At 65.9% G+C, this 18,563-nt stretch carries 16 protein-coding genes; 9 read left to right on the forward strand and 7 right to left on the reverse strand.

Annotated elements, in window-relative coordinates:
• Positions 1–2: 2 nt before the first annotated feature.
• Both GEV05_04800 and glgB read right to left on the reverse strand, forming a co-directional pair.
• On the reverse strand, positions 3–2,075 hold the full coding sequence (locus tag GEV05_04800; protein ID MPZ42721.1) for a DUF3416 domain-containing protein: 2,073 nt from the start codon (positions 2,073–2,075) through the stop codon (positions 3–5).
• Positions 2,068–3,966, reverse strand: coding sequence for a 1,4-alpha-glucan branching protein GlgB (glgB, locus tag GEV05_04805; GenBank protein ID MPZ42722.1), 1,899 nt, complete (start codon positions 3,964–3,966; stop codon positions 2,068–2,070). Before glgB ends, GEV05_04800 begins: the two co-directional genes overlap by 8 nt.
• A 309-nt stretch (positions 3,967–4,275) precedes the next feature.
• Here glgB and GEV05_04810 point away from each other — a divergent pair, with 309 nt between their 5' ends.
• Entirely contained in the window at positions 4,276–5,310 is a 1,035-nt protein-coding gene (locus GEV05_04810; protein MPZ42723.1) for a tripartite tricarboxylate transporter substrate binding protein, read from the forward strand.
• A gap of 97 nt (positions 5,311–5,407) precedes the next feature.
• Here the strand turns inward: GEV05_04810 and GEV05_04815 are convergent, their stop codons facing one another.
• Positions 5,408–5,944 carry a hypothetical protein gene (locus GEV05_04815; protein MPZ42724.1) on the reverse strand — a complete coding sequence of 179 codons (537 nt, stop codon included), beginning with the start codon at positions 5,942–5,944 and terminating at the stop codon, positions 5,408–5,410.
• Between the two features lie 159 nt (positions 5,945–6,103).
• On the opposite strand from GEV05_04815, the gene GEV05_04820 reads away from it, so the two are divergent.
• The 7 genes from GEV05_04820 (at position 6,104) to GEV05_04850 (ending at position 12,654) form a co-directional block, all read left to right on the forward strand.
• Positions 6,104–6,379, forward strand: a complete 276-nt coding sequence (locus GEV05_04820; GenBank protein ID MPZ42725.1) for a hypothetical protein — start codon at positions 6,104–6,106, stop codon at positions 6,377–6,379.
• A gap of 339 nt (positions 6,380–6,718) precedes the next feature.
• Positions 6,719–7,381 carry a UdgX family uracil-DNA binding protein gene (locus GEV05_04825; protein ID MPZ42726.1) on the forward strand — a complete coding sequence of 221 codons (663 nt, stop codon included), beginning with the start codon at positions 6,719–6,721 and terminating at the stop codon, positions 7,379–7,381.
• 221 nt (positions 7,382–7,602) lie between these two features.
• A complete protein-coding gene (locus tag GEV05_04830) occupies positions 7,603–8,097 on the forward strand; it encodes a hemerythrin domain-containing protein (GenBank protein MPZ42727.1) in 495 nt (164 codons plus the stop codon).
• 30 nt (positions 8,098–8,127) lie between these two features.
• A complete protein-coding gene (locus GEV05_04835; protein MPZ42728.1) occupies positions 8,128–8,733 on the forward strand; it encodes an isochorismatase family protein in 606 nt (201 codons plus the stop codon).
• Between the two features lie 7 nt (positions 8,734–8,740).
• The gene (locus tag GEV05_04840) at positions 8,741–9,292 is read left to right on the forward strand and encodes a hypothetical protein (protein ID MPZ42729.1); all 552 of its coding nucleotides are present in this window, start codon (positions 8,741–8,743) and stop codon (positions 9,290–9,292) included.
• Between the two features lie 17 nt (positions 9,293–9,309).
• Complete coding sequence (locus GEV05_04845) at positions 9,310–10,359, forward strand: glycosyltransferase (GenBank protein MPZ42730.1); 1,050 nt, start codon at positions 9,310–9,312, stop codon at positions 10,357–10,359.
• 93 nt (positions 10,360–10,452) lie between these two features.
• Positions 10,453–12,654, forward strand: coding sequence for an amylo-alpha-1,6-glucosidase (locus GEV05_04850; protein ID MPZ42731.1), 2,202 nt, complete (start codon positions 10,453–10,455; stop codon positions 12,652–12,654).
• 659 nt (positions 12,655–13,313) lie between these two features.
• On the opposite strand, the gene GEV05_04855 is transcribed toward GEV05_04850, so the two are convergent.
• Positions 13,314–15,776, reverse strand: coding sequence for a catalase (locus tag GEV05_04855; protein ID MPZ42732.1), 2,463 nt, complete (start codon positions 15,774–15,776; stop codon positions 13,314–13,316).
• Between the two features lie 263 nt (positions 15,777–16,039).
• Here GEV05_04855 and GEV05_04860 point away from each other — a divergent pair, with 263 nt between their 5' ends.
• Positions 16,040–16,261: a hypothetical protein gene (locus GEV05_04860; protein MPZ42733.1), complete on the forward strand. Its 222-nt coding sequence runs from the start codon at positions 16,040–16,042 to the stop codon at positions 16,259–16,261.
• 206 nt (positions 16,262–16,467) lie between these two features.
• Here the strand turns inward: GEV05_04860 and GEV05_04865 are convergent, their stop codons facing one another.
• From GEV05_04865 to GEV05_04875, 3 genes are all read right to left on the reverse strand, one after another.
• Complete coding sequence (locus GEV05_04865) at positions 16,468–16,971, reverse strand: DUF2231 domain-containing protein (protein ID MPZ42734.1); 504 nt, start codon at positions 16,969–16,971, stop codon at positions 16,468–16,470.
• A 205-nt stretch (positions 16,972–17,176) separates the two neighbouring features.
• Entirely contained in the window at positions 17,177–17,917 is a 741-nt protein-coding gene (locus GEV05_04870) for a hypothetical protein (protein ID MPZ42735.1), read from the reverse strand.
• A 99-nt stretch (positions 17,918–18,016) separates the two neighbouring features.
• The gene (locus tag GEV05_04875) at positions 18,017–18,217 is read right to left on the reverse strand and encodes a hypothetical protein (GenBank protein MPZ42736.1); all 201 of its coding nucleotides are present in this window, start codon (positions 18,215–18,217) and stop codon (positions 18,017–18,019) included.
• Between the last annotated feature and the right edge of the window lie 346 nt (positions 18,218–18,563).

Genomic DNA, 18,563 nt, shown 5'->3' on the forward strand with positions numbered 1-18,563 from the left:
AATCAGAGGAAATAGTCGAAGTCGCGCTCGGTGCGCACGCGCCGGCGCAGGCGGAACACGTGCGCCGGCACGCGGCCTGGATCGAGGCTGACGAAGTTGCGCGCGCCTTGCCACAGGTAGCGCGCGCCGCTGATCAGCTCGTGCATCTGGTAGGGCGCGGACGAGTCGAGCCCGAGCGCGTCCAGGTCGAGCTCGGTCCAGCCCGACTGGACGTGATACGGATCGAGATTCACGATCGCCAACACCACGTTGTCGCCGTCGGACTTGGAATAGCAGATCATGGCGTCGTTGTCGATGCCATGGAAGGCGAGGCTCCAGTCCGACTGCAGCGCGGGGTTGTCGCGGCGCGCGCGGTTGAGTCGCCCGATCAGCTCCGCCAGGCTGTCTTCGCGGCCGAGGTCCCACTGCCGGATCTGGTATTTCTCGCTGTCCAGATATTCCTCGCTACCCGGTTCGCGCGGCGCATGTTCCATGAGCTCGAAGGCCGGCCCGTAGATGCCGTAGGAGGCCGCCAGCGTTGCCGCGAGCACGGCGCGCGTCACGAATGCCGCGCGTCCGCCGAACTGCAGATATTCCGTCAGGATGTCCGGGGTGTTCGGCCACACGTTGGGACGGAAATATTCGCGCCCGGGGCCGTGCGCGAGCTCGGTGAAATACTCGGTCAGCTCGTGCCGGGTGTTGCGCCAGGCGAAGTAGGTGTACGACTGGCTGAACCCTAGCTTGGCAAGCCGGTGCATGACCTTCGGGCGCGTGAACGCCTCGGCCAGGAAGATCGCGTCGGGATACGCGCGCTTGGCATCTGCGATCGCCCACTCCCAGAAGGCGAAGGCCTTGGTGTGCGGGTTGTCGACGCGAAAGATGCGCACGCCCTGCTCGAGCCAGAACTCGATCACTTGCCGCAATTCCTTCCACAGCGCTGGCCAGTCGTCCGACTCGAAATTGAAGGGATAGATGTCCTGGTATTTCTTGGGCGGATTCTCCGCGTATTGCACGCTGCCATCGGGCCGGTGGCGAAACCACTGCGGATGGGATTCGACATACGGGTGGTCGGGCGCGCACTGGTAGGCCAGGTCGAGCGCAACTTCCAACCCGTGCTGGCCCGCTTGAGCGAGCAGGCGCTGGAAATCGGCAGCCGTGCCGAGCTGCGCGTGCACGGCAGTGTGCCCGCCCTCGGCGGCGCCGATTGCCCACGGGCTGCCGACGTCGTCGGCAGTGGCGACGAGCGTATTGTTGCGGCCCTTGCGCCGTTCGCGCCCGATCGGATGGATGGGCGGCAGATACAGCACGTCGAAGCCCATGGCGGCGACGTAAGGCAGGCGCGCGATCACGTCGTCGAACGTGCCATGGCGGCCGTCCGGGCCTGTCGAGCGCGGAAAGAGCTCGTACCAGGTGCTGAAGCGGGCCCGCTTGCGATCCACGATGACGGCGAGCTCTCGCGGCCACGACGTTTCGAAGCGCCGGTCGGGATGGGCCAGCGCCAGCTCGGCGAGCTCGGGGTCGAGGGCGAGGGTGCGAAGGGTGTCGATGTCCTGTTCTTTGCGAAGTTGTTCGGCCCAGGCTTGCAGGCGCGCCCCGGGTTCGCTTTGGCCGGCGCGCTGCGCAGCCTGACCGATCAACTCGGCACCCGCGAGCGCGGCGCTGCGAATGTCTTCGGCCTCGACGCGGCGTTCGAAGTCGTGCCGCCAGGAAAGAAACGCATCCACCCAGGCCACGACGCTATACAAGTATCGCCCCGGACGCCCGACGCGGAATTCGCCGTGCCAGCGGTCGTTGGGTGCCGCCAGCATGTGCACTTCATGCCATTGCGCTTCGGTCTCGTGGCGCCAGCGCAGCAGGCATACGAGCGCGTCATGGCCGTCGGTGAAGCAATCGGCCTCGACCCCGACGCGTTCGCCTTGAACGCGCTTGATCGGGAAGCGGCCGCCGTCGACCGAAGGCGAGACGGCCTCGATGACTGCGCGGATGCGGCCTTCCGCAGGCAGGCTCGGGCACGCCGCTTCCACCTGGCCCTCGGCGCGCGCGGGCGCGCTGCGTTGCCGAGCCGCCGAGCGGCCCCCGGCCCGGGCTTCAGACATCGGGCGCTCCGAAGATCAGCGCCGCCAGCGGCGGCAGCGTGAGCGTGAGCGAGCGCAGGTGTCCGTGCGCCGGCACCGGGCTCGTCTCCATCCCGCCGAGGTTGCCCATGCCGCTGCCGCCGTAGCGCGGGGCATCGCTGTTCAGCAATTCGCGCCAGTAGCCGGCGAACGGCACGCCGACGATGTAGTTGTGCTGCGGCACCGGGGTCAAGTTGCACACCACCAGCATCGGCTTGGTGTTCTCGCCGCCGTAGCGCATATAGCTGATGACGCTGGTGTGCGCATCGTTGCAGTCGATCCAGGCGAACCCGGAGCCGTCGAAGTCGCGCTGGTGCAGCGCCGGCTGCGCCCGGTAGAGCGCGTTGAGATCGCTCATCCAGGTTTGCAGCTCGGCATGCGGAGCGTAGTCGAGCAGGTGCCAATCGATCGAGCCGTCGTGCGACCACTCGCGCCGCTCGCCGATCTCTGCGCCCATGAAGAGCAGCTTCTTGCCCGGGTGGGTCCACATGTAGCCGAACAGCAGGCGCAGGTTGGCGAACTTCTGCCACTCGTCGCCCGGCATCTTCTCCAGCAGCGCGCGCTTGCCGTATACGACCTCGTCGTGCGACAGCGGCAGCACGAAGTTCTCGTGGAAGGCGTAGACGAGCGAGAAGGTGAGGCGGTGGTGATGGTAGCTGCGATAGAGCGGATCGATCGCCATGTAGTCGAGCGTGTCGTGCATCCAGCCCATGTTCCACTTCAGCCCGAAGCCCAGGCCCCCGGTATAGACCGGGCGCGACACCTGCGGCCATGCGGTCGACTCCTCGGCGATCACCTGCACGCCCGGATGGTCGCGATAGGCCGTTTCGTTCAACTTGCGCAAAAACTCGATCGCATCCAGGTTCTCCCTGCCGCCGTAGCGGTTCGGGATCCATTCGCCCGCCTTGCGCCCGTAGTCCAGATACAGCATCGAGGCGACCGCGTCGACGCGCAGCCCGTCGATGTGATAGCGATCCAGCCAGAACATGGCCGACGAGAGCAGGAACGCGCGCACTTCGTTGCGGCCGTAGTTGAAGATGTACGACTTCCATTCCGGGTGGAATCCCTGCCGTGGATCGGCGTGCTCGTACAGGAACGTGCCGTCGAAGTAATGCAGGCCGTGCGCGTCGTTCGGAAAATGCGACGGGACCCAGTCGAGGATGACCGCGATGCCGGCCTGGTGCAATGTATCGACCAGATACATGAAGTCCTGCGGGTTGCCGTAGCGGGCGGTCGGAGCGAAGTAGCCGGTGGTCTGGTAGCCCCACGAGCCATAGAAGGGATGCTCGGTGATCGGCAGCAGCTCGACGTGAGTGAAGCCCACTCGCTGCACGTAATCGGCCAACGCATGCGCGGCTTCGCGATAACCGAGCCAGTCGCCGTTGGGCTTGCGCCGCCACGAGCCGAGATGCAGCTCGTAGGTCGACATCGGCGCATCGAGCGCATTGGCGCGCGCGCGTCGCTGCATCCAGTCCGCGTCCTCCCACTTGTAGTCGAGATTCCATGCGCGCGATGCGGTGGCAGGCGGCTGCTCGGCGTAGAACGCCAGCGGGTCGGCCTTTTCCCCGACGTATCCCTGCCGCTGCGATTCGATGCGGTACTTGTAGGCCTGGCCGGGCCGGATGCCGGCAACGAATCCTTCCCAGATGCCGGAGCTGTCGGCGCGAGGCACGAGTGGGTGGACGTCGGGTCGCCAGTCGGACCATTCGCCGATGACGGCGACGTGGCGCGCATTCGGCGCCCATACACCAAAATGCGCCCCGGGGTGCGCGCCGGACGCGTCGTCTTGGCTGCCGAAGTGGCAGCCGAGATGGCGATAAAGCCGGCTATGCGTGCCCTCGCGGAAGAGGTAGATGTCGTGATCGGTCAGCACGTTGATCGGCCGGGCTGGACCAATCTGGGACTGGCCCCCCGCCTCCCGCCTTTCCTCTTGATGTCCTTGTCAGCTGGCGTCGATGTACCGGATGGGATACAGGACTGCAACCGAAGTTCCCGGGCCCTCGGTGACCGCCAGAGCGGGCATGTCGATTGCCTCGCGTCGTTCCGGCGAGCGCGGACCCGCGGCGTCCTTCGCTGCGTCTCGCGGGCCGTATGGGCCTGAGTGCAAGGCTTCGACGTACGGCCTCGGCTTGAACAGCGGTCCCGAACAAGGCATCCTCGCGGATTTTCCGGAGGTGTAAGGATGCACAGGTTCCGGTTCGGCCCGCGGCGCGCGGCCAAGTTCGTCTGGCCGCTCACGGTGGTCAAGTTCGGCTGGCCGCTCACGGCCGTCGCATTATGCACGCTCACTGCGCTCGGCAGCGTTGTCGCACAGGCACAATCGTATCCTAGTCGTCCCGTACGGATGATCGTTCCGCTGGCGCCCGGCGGCAGCATGGACACGATTGCCCGTGCACTCGGGCACAAGCTGACCGAAGCGACGGGGCAGAACTTCGTGGTCGACAACCGTCCCGGCGCCGGCAGCTCAATCGGGTTGGAGACCGCCGCCAATTCACCCAAGGACGGCCATACCGTCGTGGTCATCAGCGCGACCTCGCTGGTCTATCCAATCCTGTACAAGGCGCGCTTCGACGTGGTGCGCGATTTCGAGCCGGTTTCGCAGATCACGGCGCAAGGTTATCTGCTGGCGGTGAACCCGGCCAAAGTGCCCGTTCATTCGGTGGCGGAGTTCGTCAAGCACCTCAAAGCGAATCCCGGCAAGCTCAATTTCGCCTCCTCGGGGATCGGCAGCCTCATCCATCTGAGCGGCGAGCTGTTCATGGTTGCAACCGGCACCCGCATGACGCACGTTCCGTACAAGGGCATGGGTGCCGCCTACGCGGACCTGGTCGCCGGCAACATCGAGCTGTCGTTTCCGACCATCGTCTCGTCGCAGGCGCATGTCAAGGCGGGGCGGCTGCGTGCGCTCGCCGTCACGCTGCCCAAGCGCGCGCCGGCGGTCCCGGATCTTCCGACCATGGCCGAGGCGGGCGTGAAAGGCGTGGTGGTGACCAACTGGTACGGCGTGCTTGCCCCGGCCGGGACGCCGCGCCCGGTGGTCGACCAGCTCAATCGCGAGATCGTGAAGGTCATGCACGAGCCGGAGATGATGAAGCGACTCGTCGGGGACGGCTCCGAGGCGGTCGGCAGCTCGCCCGCACAATTCCGCCAGCATATGCTGGCGGAGCGCGACCAGTGGACCAAGGTGATCAAGCAAGCGGGAATCAGCGGAAAATAGGCGCGATGAGCATCGACAAAGAAGCCGGCGCGAACGCCGGCTTCTTTCGATGCGCTCCGATACTGCCGGAGCCCTGATTGCGAAATGCTAACCGGGGTTAGCGCCCGTCCCGATCGGCGTCGCCGGGCATGACGTGCTCGATTCGGTCCCAGGCGGCACGCGCCGGACGCCGCGCCTTGTCCCACGACAAACCGTTGGCGGCGCGACGCCGGTTGTATTCCGCTTCGATGTCGCGCTCGACTTCTTCGAAGGAGCGTGGCTCGGTGTAGTAGCGACTGCGGCCCTCGTAGCCGACGCGATAGGCGGGCGCATAGTCGTCCCAGCCACGGCCTTCTTCGTAGTACGGCTCGTGCACATAGCGCTCGCGCCAATATGCGTCCTCCACCGTCGGGTCGATTTTTTCCGCGACGCTCTTGCCGGCCAGGCCGCCGACCACTGCGCCTACGGCGGCACCAACCGCCGTACCCACCGGGCCCGCCACCGTGCCGGTAGCGGCACCGACTGCCGCACCTCCAGCCGCCGCGCCGACACCCACACCGACCGGATGCGCACCCGCCGCGCCGCTGATCGGATCGCGATTCGCATCCTTGTCCTTGACCTCGACACCCTTCTTGGTCACCTTTTTCTTCGCCATTGCGAAAATCTCCTTTTGAAAGAATCGTCAATCACGGCCTTCGGAATCCCCGAGACCACTCGACCGACAGAGTCCGCACGACGCGCGCCCGGGTACCCGAGGCATGCTGTGTGCGAAGGCCGCGGCCGGTGTCGCAACCATGGAGAGGAGGAAGCGCAAATGGCGAAGTACGGAAAGAAGGCATCGAAGAAAGTCGCAAGGGTGATGCGCGAGCGCAAGCGCGGCACGCTCAAGAGCGGCCGCTCCGGCAAGACGGTGAAGAGCCGCAAGCAGGCGATCGCGATCGGGCTGTCCGAGGCACGCCGGGCGGGCGCGAAGGTGCCGGCGAAGAAGGGCGCGTCAAAGAAAAGCAGCGCCAAGAAGAGCAGCAGCAAGAAGAGCAGCAGCCGCAAGACCAGCAGCAGAAAGCGCGGCGCACGCAGAACGAGCCGCTGAAATCTCACTTCCGCGGCAAGGCTTACGAGCCGGTGGTCAGGATTTGCGCGTCCTCTATCCGGCACGAGCGCGGCCTGCCGCCCGCGGCCTCCCGCCGCGGGCACATGGGGTGCGCGGAATAGCTTGAGGCTGTCGCATCTCCGAATCAAGTCGGAACGGTTGTACCGTTCGACGGCAGACGCTCATCCACGGATGGGTTTCGTGACCGCCCAACGCTAACCGCACGACCACGGGGATAGCGGCAGCTTTTTGCTGTTTCGGCCGCAGGTTACGCGGTGCAGCGCGGCGCTTCGCCGCGAATCACGCCGTTTGCGGCAGCTGGATGGAAGTGACGGCTGCATGAGTTCCACAGAATCGATATCACGCTTGCGCGCCGAAGCCGAAGGCTGCCGGGCCTGTCCGCTGTGGCGTCATGCCACGCAAACGGTTTTCGGCGAGGGCCAAGCCCCCGCGGCGGTGATGTTGGTCGGCGAGCAGCCGGGCAACGAGGAAGACAGGCAGGGGCATCCATTCGTCGGCCCGGCCGGGGCGCTGCTCGAGCGGGCGCTCGAGCAGGCCGGCATTGCACGCGATCAGGTCTACGTCACCAACGCGGTCAAGCACTTCAAGTGGGAGCCGCGCGGCAAGCGGCGCATCCACAAGACGCCGGCTCAGCGCGAGATCGACGCTTGCAACCGCTGGTTGAGTGCCGAGATCGCTTCGGTAATGCCGAAGCTGATCGTGTGCCTCGGCACGACCGCGGGACGCGCGGTGCTGGGCCACGCCGTGCGCATCGCCACACTCCGTGGTACGGTCTACACCGCACCCGAACATCCCGAGCGGCAGGTCGCCGTCACCTATCATCCGGCATACGTGCTGCGCCAGCGCGACCAGGATCGATTCGCCGAGGCTTACCATGAGTTGGTGAGCGACCTGAGCGCGGTCGCCCGCACCCTGAACGAGCCGAGCCGGCGTGCGCCGGTGTTGCAAAGACCTGCCGGCGCGCAGCGGCCGTCCGCCTGACCGAAGTCGTCGAGTCTCGGTAAGCGGCGCGCACTCGGAGAGGCGATGCCTTCCCTGCTACAGCATGTACTGCGCACCCGCCTCATCGCTTGTCTTCTACCTCATGTGGTGAAACCGGCGTAGCGCGCGGGTCGTTGTTGCGCATGCTGATGGAATCCCGTAGCCGGGTACGGCTTGTGCAATCTCCGCGTTGCCCGCAACAAACCCATCAGGAGAGAGCCATGCCGAGAACCGCAGCGCGCCCCGCCAGGACCAAGGCGCGTTCCAGCCGCAGCGCCCCGAACGCGATCAATCTTCTCACGGAAGACCACGCCAAGGTGCGCAAGATGTTCAAGCAGTTCGAGAAGATGAAGGAAAAGATGGACGATACGGAGAAGTCCGAACTGGTGCAGCAGATCTGCATGGAGCTCACGCTGCATACGCAGGTCGAGGAAGAAATCTTCTACCCCGCCGCGCGCGAGGCGATTGAAGAGCCGGATCTCCTGGACGAGGCGGAGGTCGAGCATGCATCGGCGAAGGAGCTGATCTCGCAACTCCAGAGCATGCAGCCGAACGATGAATTGTACGACGCCAAGGTAACGGTGCTGGGCGAGTATGTCGAGCATCACGTCAAGGAAGAAGAGAAGGAAATGTTCCCGAAGGTGCGCAAGGCGCGCCTCGACCTCGAGCACCTGGCCGAGCAGATCGAGGAACGCAAGCAACAGGCGGTTCAGTAGCCACGACCGCCGCCGCCACGTCAGAGGCTCGTGCGCTTTCGTCCGGCCCTGCTGCTCATCGACTTCGTCAACACGCTCGACTTCGATGGCGGCGCCAGGCTCTCGCGGCGCGCCGTGGCGGCGGCGCGGCAGACCCGCCGGCTGAAGGAGCGGGCGCACGCTGAAGGCGTCCCGACGATCTACGTCAACGATCACTTCGGAGACTGGAGCGCGAACTTCGACGCGGTCTTACAACGCTGTGAGCGGTCGCGGCTCGGCAGGGGGTTGGTAGCCCTGCTGTGTCCGCAGCCGGGCGATCTTTCGATCCTCAAGCCGCGTCATTCCGCTTTCTACGGTACGCCGCTCGAGTTCCTGCTGGCCGAGTTGCGTATCGACGGTTTGATCCTGACGGGATTGCAGGCGCACATCTGTGTGCTGTTCAGCGCCCACGACGCATACCTGCGACGCTATAGGCTCTGGGTGCCGGTCGGATGCGTGGCCTCCGAAACGGCTGCGGACGAACGCGCGGCGTTGAGGCACATGGCCGAGGTGACGGGAGCCGAGATCCGGCCGTATTCGAGCCTGCCAAACAAGTCGCGGCTGGCGGACGCGTTCGGCAAGCAGGACAAGCGCACGCAGCGTTTTGGAAATGGATGAGCAAACGATGGACGAGCAGATCAAAGAGATGAAAACGTGGAGATCGCTCGCGGCTCCGGCGGCGCCAGCCGAGAGCCGCGAGCGCACGCGACAGGAGCTTCTGACGGCGCTGGCGCACGCCGTTCGCGCGCATGACCGCGCGGCGGTGATCGTGATGCAAGTGAGCTCGAATTATTCCGCACGCGCGCAAGAGCGCGTGCGCCATGCCCTCGATCAACGGCAGCGCGCTCGCTCCGAACGTTTGCACGTGACGTGGCTCGGGCTGGAGCGCTTCGCGCTGGTGATCGCTCCGATCGGCTTTCGCAGCTACGCCCGCGCCTTGGCCGAGCACCTGACGCGCTCGATCGATCCGCGCATCTGTCCGCTGCTGCGCCGGGCGTTGCCGTACGCCTGGTTCGGTCTGGCGCTTCACCCCGACGACGGGCCCGATGCCGAGACTCTGCTTACGCACGCCGAAAAGGCGATCGAGCATATGCGCCGGGGCGGTGCCCGCAGCTTCGTGCTTTCGCGCCGGCGCCCTGCCGGGGCGAATGGCTTGGGCCCGCTCGCGCTGCGCTGAGCGGGGTCGGAGGCAGCATGAAGATTGCTCAGGTTGCGCCGCTTTTCGAGAGCGTTCCGCCCAAGGGCTACGGCGGCACCGAGCGGGTGGTCGCGCATCTGACCGACGCGCTGGTGCAAGCGGGGCATGAGGTGACCCTCTACGCCAGCGGCGATTCGCGCACCCTGGGGAAGCTCGTGCCGAGCAGCAAGGCTGCGCTGCGTCTGGATCCGGGGTGCCCCGACTGGCACGTCTGGCATACGATCATGCTGGACCGGGTTTTCGCCGCTGCGGCCGCATACGACGTGATCCACTTCCATGTGGACATTCTGCAGATGCCGCTCGCGCGTGTCTGTCCCAGACCGTATGTCACCACTCTGCACGGGCGGCTCGATCTGCCCGATCTGCCGCCGTTGTTCGAGCATTTCTGCGAGCATCCCGTCGTCTCCATTTCGGACGCACAGCGCCTGCCGCTGCCGAAAGCCAACTGGTGCGCGACCGTGCACCACGGTTTGCCGCTCGATCGCTACACGTTTCACCGCCGGCCGCAGGACTACTTCGCCTTCGTCGGGCGGGTTTCTCCGGAGAAGCGGCTCGATCGCGCGATCGAGATCGCGACTGCCTGCGGCACGCGCCTGCGCGTGGCGGCCAAAGTCGACCCCGTCGATCGGATCTACTTCGAGCGCGAGATACGGCCGCTGCTGGAGAATCCCCTGGTGGAATGGATCGGCGAGATCGACGATGCGCAGAAGAACGACTGCATCGGCAACGCACGCGCGCTGCTGTTTCCGATCGACTGGCCGGAGCCGTTCGGCCTGGTGATGATCGAGGCTTTCGCGTGCGGTACGCCGGTGATCGCGTACGACCGAGGCTCGGTGCCCGAGGTGGTCGAGCACGGCGTTACAGGCTACATCGTCCACGATCAGGAAGAGGCGCTCGCTGCGGCGCGGCGATTGGATGAAATCGACCGCAGCCGGTGCCGGTCGCGCTTCGAGCAGCGCTTCACCGCGGCCACCATGGCGCAACGCTACCTCGAGGTGTATGCCCGCCTGGGGCGCTCCAACAAGGTGCTCGTCGCGGTGGCGTAGCGAGCTTGCTCAAATGACTGACCGCTCGCTCCCTCACTTGCAGTGCGCGCATCGGCATGCAGGCCACTTTCCGGATCGTCCATAGGGCGGGGAATGTCGGACCGCATACAGATCGGAGACCAGTGGTACGTCGCGGCCACCTCGGCGCGTCCCGAGGATAACCCTCAGGTCCTCAAGCACGGGCAGACCTTCGTCCTGTTCGACCGCTTCGGCGACGTCCAGGCGCTGGGCTCGAGCGACGAGGGGCTGTACCACGACGACACCCGCTTCCTGTCGCACCAGGAGCTCACCATCGACGGCGCGCGCCCGCTGCATCTCGGATCGAACACCAAGGACGACAGCAGCCTGCTCCTTATCGAGCTGATGAACCCGGATATGCGCTCGGCCGGGCCGCAGGGGGAGGTCGACGTTGCGAAGGGCACGCTGCACATCTTTCGCGCCAAGCTCTTGTTTCAGGGCCGCTGCTACGAGCACATCAGGTTCACCAATTACGGGCTCATGCCCGTCTCCGCTCACGTGGGCATGACCTTCGCCGCCGACTTCGTCGACCTGTTCGAAGTGCGTGGCATGAAGCGGGCGCTCCGAGGCGAGCGGCTGCCCGCTCTCGTCGGTGAGGCCGAAGTCGCGTTGCCGTATCAGGGGCTCGATGCGCGGCTGCGCCGCACGCGGCTGTGCTTCGATCCGCGTCCGGCCCGATTGTCGGCGGCGGCCGCGGGATTCGACATCGATCTCGCGCCGGGGCAGGAATGCCACCTCTATTGCACCGTCGTGTGCGAATACGAAGACGAGCCGGGCGCCGGGGACGACAACGGCGCCGTGACCTCCCGGCTGCACTACGAGCGCGCGCTGCGCAGAAGCAACGCCGAACTTAGCAGCACGCAGCAGGAGCGCTGCGTGATCGAGACTTCGAATCCGCTGGTCAACCTGTGGATCGACCGTTCGCTCTCCGACCTCGCCATGCTCACGACCGAGCTGCCGACCGGACCGTATCCGTATGCGGGCGTGCCCTGGTACTCGACCACGTTCGGCCGCGACGGCGCGATCACGGCGCGCGAATGTCTGTGGATCGACCCCTCGGCTGCCAAGGGCGTGCTCGCATTCCTCGCCTCGACGCAGGCAACCGTCGAGGACGCCGAGCGCGACTGCGAGCCGGGCAAGATCCTGCACGAGGCGCGCCGCAACGAAATGGCGCGCACGGGCGAGATCCCGTTCGGGCGCTACTATGGGAGCGTCGATGCAACGCCGTTGTTCGTCGCCTTGGCCGGCGCGTATTACCGCCGCACGGGCGACACGGCCTTCATTCGCGCGATCTGGCCGAACATCCTGCATGCGCTCGAATGGATCGAGCGCTACGGCGATCGCGACGGCGACGGCTTCGTCGAGTATGCGCGCACCAGCTCCGAAGGTCTGGTACAACAGGGCTGGAAGGACTCGCAGGACTCGATTTTCCATGCCGACGGCAGGCTTGCCGAGGCGCCGATCGCACTGGCCGAAGTGCAAGCCTACGTGTACGAAGCGAAGCTGATGGCTTCCGATCTGGCACGCCTGATGGGCGACGCCATCCTGGCGCAGCGGCTATGCGCCGAAGCGATGGCGCTCAAATCTCGTTTTGAGGAGGCTTTCTGGTGCGAGCGCCTGGGCACCTACGCCATCGCGCTCGACGGCGCCAAGCGCAAGTGCGAGGTGGCGGCATCCAACGCCGGTCATACGCTCTGGACCGGCATCGCTTCGCGCGCCTGCGCCGAGCGCATCGTGGGCGGTTTCACGGCGCCTGATTTCTTCAGCGGCTGGGGCATTCGCACGCTTGCCGCCACGCAGGCGCGCTATAACCCGATGTCGTATCACAACGGCTCCGTATGGCCGCACGACAACGCGCTTATCGCGGTCGGGATGGCGCGTTACGGATATACGGAAGCGGCGGTGCGAATCCTGACCGGCATGTTCGAGGCCAGCCTGCATTTCGATCAGCATCGGCTGCCGGAGCTGTTTTGCGGCTTTCCGCGCCGTCCGGGCGAAGGCCCCACCCTCTACCCGGTGGCGTGCTCGCCGCAGGCCTGGGCGGCCGCGACCGTGCTCGCACTGTTGCAGGCCTGCCTGGGGATCGACCTGGACGTCGACAAGCGCGCCCTCTCGCTGCACTCGCCGCGGCTCCCGCCCTTCATCGACTGGGTCCGCATCGAGCGCCTGAAGCTGGGCGAGGCGAGCGTCGACGTGATCCTCAATCGCTACCAGAACAACGTCGGGATCGACATCCTGCGCCGCGAGGGCGATATCGCGATCAGCGTCTCGGTATAGGCGATTCGCGACCGCGCTGCGCCGACCATGGCGCGACCGGGGTATTCCATGCGAGTCTGGAACGATATTCCGAGCTTCCTCGGCTCTCGCCTGCCCAGGGTTGCTTCCGTTACAGCGCGAGGGTCGCTTCCGCTAGCGGAGCGGCGAGCGAGACGGTGATCAGACGTTGGCGCGCATCGCCTCGCTGTCCTTGATCACCTTGGCGGCGCTCACCTCCGATTGCACCTTGCGCCGCTCCTCCGGAGGCGGCAGCAGCGACTTCAGGCCGAGCGCATCGAGCCACAGCTCGCGGCACCCGCCCCGGGTGTGGTAGAGATGCTCGTCCTCCTGGTCCTCGATGGCGATATACGCGTCGTTCAGCGCGTCCGCTTGCGGCGCCGATTTCTCCAGCGCACACTTGCCGATCAGCTGCCAGTCCTGATGGTCCTTGGTCTCGGCCAGCGTGATGCACTCGCAAGCGACGATCTGCGCTGCTTCGGGGTCGCCCGCCTGCTTGATTGCGGCGACGAGCGAGAGGCCGATGCCTCGTAGAGCTTGACACCGCCTTTCTCGTGCTCCAGCGACTGCAGCAGCAACTCCTTCGAGCGCGCCTCGTTCATTCGATCGCTCCAGTGGTATGGGTCATGGGTTGGCCCCAGGCGGCAACCAGGCGGCAAGTATCAGACCGTGGGCGGGTCCATCTCGCGGGCATGATGACGGTGCCGCGCCACGGCTTCGATGAACCGCGGCAGCACGGCGTCGATCTCCTCGACGCTCGCATGGATGAGCCCGCTGTCGGGATCGCCCGAGGGCAGGGTGAAGGCGATGCCGGCGCCTTCGATGAAGTCGCGGCCGGAGCCGATAGCGAGAATCGGCTTCGCATGCCGGTACTGGTCCTTGGCGAACTCGAGCGCATGGCCGAGGCTCAGCAGCTGCGTCGCCGCTTGTCTGCCGCAGGGCACGACCATGGCGTCATAGACCACCGAAGGTGTTATCTCGAACGTGACCTCGATCTCGATGCTCTCGCCCTGTGCGGTGCGCACCGGCCCCAGCCGCGCCGCGACGAAGCGTGGCACTGCCCCCGCTGCGACGAGCGCGGCGTGCACCGCGCTAGCAGCCTTTCCATCCATGCCGTCGGCTGCCAGGATCGCGATGCGGCGCGTTGCGATGCTGTCGTTGCCCGGACGCGCCATGAGTGACAGTGCGGGGGAATTGTCGACCTCGGGCTTGGGCGCCTGCTCCAGCGCTTTCGGCAGCGCCGGCGGCAGCGCCATGCCGAGCCCGTCCGCCACCGGCTGGGCCAGATCGCGCGCGACATTCACGAGCGAGGCGACCATCCGCTCGCGCACCGCGCGTACCTGCACCTTCGAGAGCTCGAAGCGGAAGGCGCGCACGATGTGCGCCTTTTCGACCGGCGTCTGGCTGTTCCAGAACAACGTCGCCTGGGTGTAATGGTCGGCGAAGAGCTTGGGCTTCGCGCGCACCTTCGATTCCATCTCGGCCTGCGGGAACGACGTGAAGCCCCGCTCGCCGGTCTGGAACGGGCAGCCGCCGGCGAGAGAATTGGGCTCGTAGCTCACCCGTCCGCGGTGAATCGCCTGCCGGTGCATGCCGTCGCGTTGGTTGTTGTGAACTTCGGCTACCGGCGCATTGATCGGGATCTCGTGGAAGTTCGGTCCGCCCAGGCGCGAGATCTGGGTGTCGACATACGAGTGGATGCGCCCGGCGAGCAGCGGATCGTGCGAGAAATCGATGCCCGGCACGATGTGCGCCGCGCAAAAGGCGACCTGCTCGGTTTCGGCGAAGAAGTTGTCCGGGTTGCGATTGAGCACCATCCGCCCCACCGGCATGACCGGGACCAGCTCCTCCGGCACGATCTTGGTTGCGTCCAGGACGTCGAAGCTGAAGCCTTCGGCCTGCTCCTCGGTGAAGATCTGCAGGCCGAGCTCGTACTCGGGAAACTGGCCGGATTCGATCGCCTCCCACAAATCCCGGCGGTGGAAGTCGGGGTCGGCGCCCGAGATCTTCACCGCTTCATCCCAATCGAGCGAGTGCGTGCCCAGCACCGGCTCCCAGTGGAACTTGACGAAGTGCGATTCGCCCTGCGCGTTGATCAGGCGGAACGTGTGCACCCCGAACCCCTGCATCATGCGATAGCTGCGAGGGATCGCGCGATCCGACATGACCCACATCATCATGTGCGTCGACTCCGGCATGAGCGAGATGAAATCCCAGAAGGTGTCGTGCGCGGTCGATGCCTGCGGCACGGCGAAATGCGGCTCGGGCTTCGCTGCATGGACGAGGTCGGGAAACTTCATCGCATCCTGGATGAAGAATATCGGCATGTTATTGCCCACCAGGTCCCAGTTGCCCTGGTCGGTATAGAACTTGACCGCGAAGCCGCGCACGTCGCGGGCGGTATCGGTCGATCCGCGCTCGCCGATCACGGTGGAGAAGCGCACGAACACGGGCGTGCGCTTGCCGGCTTGGGCGAATAGCGATGCGCGCGTGTAGCGCGTGAGCGGCTCGTAGCATTCGAAATAGCCGTGAGCGGCCGAACCTCGCGCGTGCACGATCCGCTCCGGAATGCGCTCGTGGTCGAAGTGCGTGATCTTCTCGCGCAGGATGAAGTCTTCCAGCAGCGCGGGGCCTCGCATTCCGGCTCGGAGCGAGTGCTGGTTGTCGGCGACCGGGACGGCCTGGTTCGTGGTCATCTCTCGGCCGCTCGAATCAGCGCGCACGCGATCGAGCGGTGCGATGGCCGCGTTGCTGCCGAGCTGCGGCTCGCCATCGCCGACCTTGTTCGAGGCGGACGTTTCGGTGAGCGTGCTCGCTGTGGCGGCGGGGTCGGGCGCTTCCTGGATCGGGCCGGGCTGCGGTGCGGTCGCGATCTCGCCGTATTCGAGCGCCTTGTTGGCGTTGAACGGCATCGAGGCCGCTAAGTCGTTGGAAGCTTCGAGCTTTGCCAGGAGCGGATCGGGGCTGGGCTTGCGCCCCCGAGTCGCGGCTGCGGGACCGCTTACAGTGCTGCGCGCGCTGCTCTCTCGAGTGTCTGCCTTGCTCTTTCCGGTGTCGGTCTTGCTGGAGGGGCTCGCGGCCTTGCCTCCGCGTGCGTTGGGACCTCTGGTCTTGCGCGTCGGCATGAAGCGGCACTCCGGAGTGAATGCGCGGCCGGATGGCCGCAGTCGATCGCTCGCAGCAATCCGCGTGCACGCCTGCCGCCGCGGTACAGCGCCGGAAGCAGACGTAGCCGTCGGTAGCGGTCGGTAGCGATCCGCTCCTGCGGTATTTTCTGGACTCCGCTTCCGCGACAGTGACGACAAGACAGGAACGAGAGTTGCAAGGAGTGGTGAGCCTCGATGCATTTCGCATCGAGCTTCGTTCACTTCTGCATCGAGTGCGCCGCATGCAAAGCGATAGCATGATTCTGATCGGGACCGGTGTCGTCGGCGGGATTCTCGGCTTTGCGGCCGTGCTCGCCGGCGTGAGCGGCGTGGCGGCGATCCTGTGCGGCCTGGTGTTCGCACTTGCCGCGTTGTGTCTTTTCACGGGATTGCGTTTCATGAGCGCAAGCCCGCTTGCCCGCTACCGAGCGCGGCACCGGCTCCGCGATACCCACTTCGAGTGAGCGTGGCGTCATTTGGAACAAGCCGGAAGGGTATCCCGGCTGGGGCGATGGCCTACATCGCCTCACGATGGCGGCTGCATCGCTCAGCTCAGTAAGGCGGCTGCATCGCTCATAAGGCGCCTGCATTGTTTCATCGCCAAAAGAGCGATGAACAATGTGCATGCAGGCGCACCCTGATCAAGATTGGAAACCCCTGCGTGGCTTGCTCAAGGCTGGTGGCGCACGTGTGTGCCATGATGCGGATCGTGCAGCGAGCTTGGCGCATCCAGCCCCGCGTTGTTGTGCACGCCCATCCCGTGCCGCGCTACCAGCTCCCCGCCCAGCCATCCGGTGATGAAAGCAAGCGCGGCGCCCGAAAACGACAGCAGCAGGGCCAATGCCGGCGGCACATGAGACGGATCGTTGCGCAGCAGCCAGCTGCATAGAAAGAGCACGATTACGACTCCGTTACCGATCCCGTGCACCGCACCCACCCGCTTGGCGCGGGTGCCGATCGGGATTTTCGTCCAGTCGAGCAATCCGAACGGTGCGGCCACGAGGCCACCGATCAGCCCGGCGGCCTGCGTCCAATACGCGGCGATGGCCATCTCGGGCTCTCGGTTCGCGAGGAAGAGCAGGTCGAAGATGACCGAGGTGGCGAGCAGGCCAAGCGGGAAAACGACGAGCATCTGGTGTACGGAATGACCCAGCAGGTTGACGCGGCTTTCCATGGGCGGATCTCCTTGTTGGCCGGCCTCGAATCCGTCATAGAAGACGCGCCGGTTCGGCCGCACGCTCCATACCTGCACCTGAGCGAGCCGCTGCTACAGCCGGAATTCGCCAAGTGGGCTCTGAGTGCGTTGCACCGATCAACCAGACAGACAAATGGAGCGAACCCGAAGGTCCGCTCCATCGAAGAGAACAAACGACACTGTATTACTTGGTCCCGCCGGAGGGATTGCTGCTCGTCGGCCCGCCGTCGCTGGCGGTGCCTTGCGAGGCATTGCTGCCCGACGGCGAAGGATTCGGTGTGCGCGCCGTACCCCCTGCGCCGCCGCTCATCGAGCCGGTACCGCCGGCGGAAGCGCCGCTATCGCGCGAGCCGCCACCCCTGGACTCCGGTGTCGGGTAGCGGCTGTTGGCCGCTCCGTCACTGGCGGTGCCCTGGTCGGCGCTGCTGCTACTCGACGGGAACTTGCTACCCGTGCCGGCATGCCCGCCGGAGCCGCCCGTCGTCGAGCCGGTGCCGCCTGCGGAGCTCCCGCTATCGGTCCTGCCCGCCATGCTGCCGCTGCTGCCCGTGGAGGAGCTCGCTTGCACGCCGAGCGAATCGAGCGTCTGCTTATCCAGGCCGCTCGCGCCGCTGAGGTTGTTCTGCCGCTGGTACTTTTGCAGCGCGGCGCGCGTTTGCGGCCCCATGACGCCGTCGATCGGACCCGGATTGTGGCCCTTGTCCGCCAGCGCCTGCTGCGCTTGACGCACGGTTTGCGAATCCGTCGACGAAGTCGTACCGGAGCCGCTTCCGCTCATGCTGGAATCGGAACGGTTCATCGTCGATCCGGAGGTACCGCTGGTACTGCTGGTACTGCTGCTATCGCCGGCTGCGAACGCGATCGGCGCTGATGCGAGCGCCATACAGCATAGCGCCGCTGCGATTGGGGTTCGATTGAGTCTCATGGTCTACTCCTTTAGAATGAGGTGCGGATAGATCGGACGGCGGCGCGGGCTTGCACCGCTTCCTGTCCGGTTCATCGCGCAATGGCTATTCCCGCCCGATCATGGAAACGTACCGCGCTTGTCGCGCCGCATTGCGTCGGTCACGTGATCGGCGCCGACACCCATGCTGCGTTGGTTCTCGTGATGCTCGCTGCTACCGGCGCGCGCGCGATGGGCTTTGTCCGGCGCGGGCGGCTGCGGCGCCTCTTTCGGCTCGGCATTTCCGGTATCGATTTGCGTGCTTCGATTCGCATCCTTCACTGACGGTCTCCGCAACGAACTGTGGAACCCGGTACGCCGCATTGCGGATGCCCGCAATCCGGTGGGCGCCGGATGGGGGTGACTGGCGCGTGACCGAGGCGAGCGCGTATTCCCAGTCCGCGACGAAGCGGCCGATGGCGAAACGCTCCAACGCATAGCGGCGTGCCGCTTTGCCCAGCGTGCACGCAGCCCAGGTCGAGCGGAACGGAACGCGCGGCTTCTTCGTACCGCGAGGGGGGCCGACGGTGCCAGGCGAGCCGGCTGCCTGCGCTTTGACCCGCCGGCGCGGGCGGCGCGGACCTCATCCGGCGCCCTCCGTTTGCCCGGGGCCCGGGCGGTGCGGCGC

It is taken from the genome of Betaproteobacteria bacterium, assembly GCA_009377585.1.
In the GTDB taxonomy this organism is placed as follows: Bacteria; Pseudomonadota; Gammaproteobacteria; order Burkholderiales; family WYBJ01; genus WYBJ01.

Excerpts from the sequence above, each read along its gene's own strand:
- GEV05_04850 (MPZ42731.1), top strand. The coding sequence starts at position 10,453 with ATGTCGGACCGCATACAGATCGGAGACCAGTGGTACGTCGCGGCCACC.
- GEV05_04845 (MPZ42730.1), top strand. The coding sequence starts at position 9,310 with ATGAAGATTGCTCAGGTTGCGCCGCTTTTCGAGAGCGTTCCGCCCAAG.
- GEV05_04810 (MPZ42723.1), top strand. The coding sequence starts at position 4,276 with ATGCACAGGTTCCGGTTCGGCCCGCGGCGCGCGGCCAAGTTCGTCTGG.
- GEV05_04855 (MPZ42732.1), bottom strand. The coding sequence starts at position 15,776 with ATGCCGACGCGCAAGACCAGAGGTCCCAACGCACGCGGAGGCAAGGCC.
- GEV05_04820 (MPZ42725.1), top strand. The coding sequence starts at position 6,104 with ATGGCGAAGTACGGAAAGAAGGCATCGAAGAAAGTCGCAAGGGTGATG.
- GEV05_04825 (MPZ42726.1), top strand. The coding sequence starts at position 6,719 with ATGAGTTCCACAGAATCGATATCACGCTTGCGCGCCGAAGCCGAAGGC.
- GEV05_04830 (MPZ42727.1), top strand. The coding sequence starts at position 7,603 with ATGCCGAGAACCGCAGCGCGCCCCGCCAGGACCAAGGCGCGTTCCAGC.
- GEV05_04840 (MPZ42729.1), top strand. The coding sequence starts at position 8,741 with ATGGACGAGCAGATCAAAGAGATGAAAACGTGGAGATCGCTCGCGGCT.
- GEV05_04865 (MPZ42734.1), bottom strand. The coding sequence starts at position 16,971 with ATGGAAAGCCGCGTCAACCTGCTGGGTCATTCCGTACACCAGATGCTC.
- GEV05_04870 (MPZ42735.1), bottom strand. The coding sequence starts at position 17,917 with ATGAGACTCAATCGAACCCCAATCGCAGCGGCGCTATGCTGTATGGCG.
- GEV05_04800 (MPZ42721.1), bottom strand. The coding sequence starts at position 2,075 with ATGTCTGAAGCCCGGGCCGGGGGCCGCTCGGCGGCTCGGCAACGCAGC.
- GEV05_04860 (MPZ42733.1), top strand. The coding sequence starts at position 16,040 with ATGCAAAGCGATAGCATGATTCTGATCGGGACCGGTGTCGTCGGCGGG.
- GEV05_04815 (MPZ42724.1), bottom strand. The coding sequence starts at position 5,944 with ATGGCGAAGAAAAAGGTGACCAAGAAGGGTGTCGAGGTCAAGGACAAG.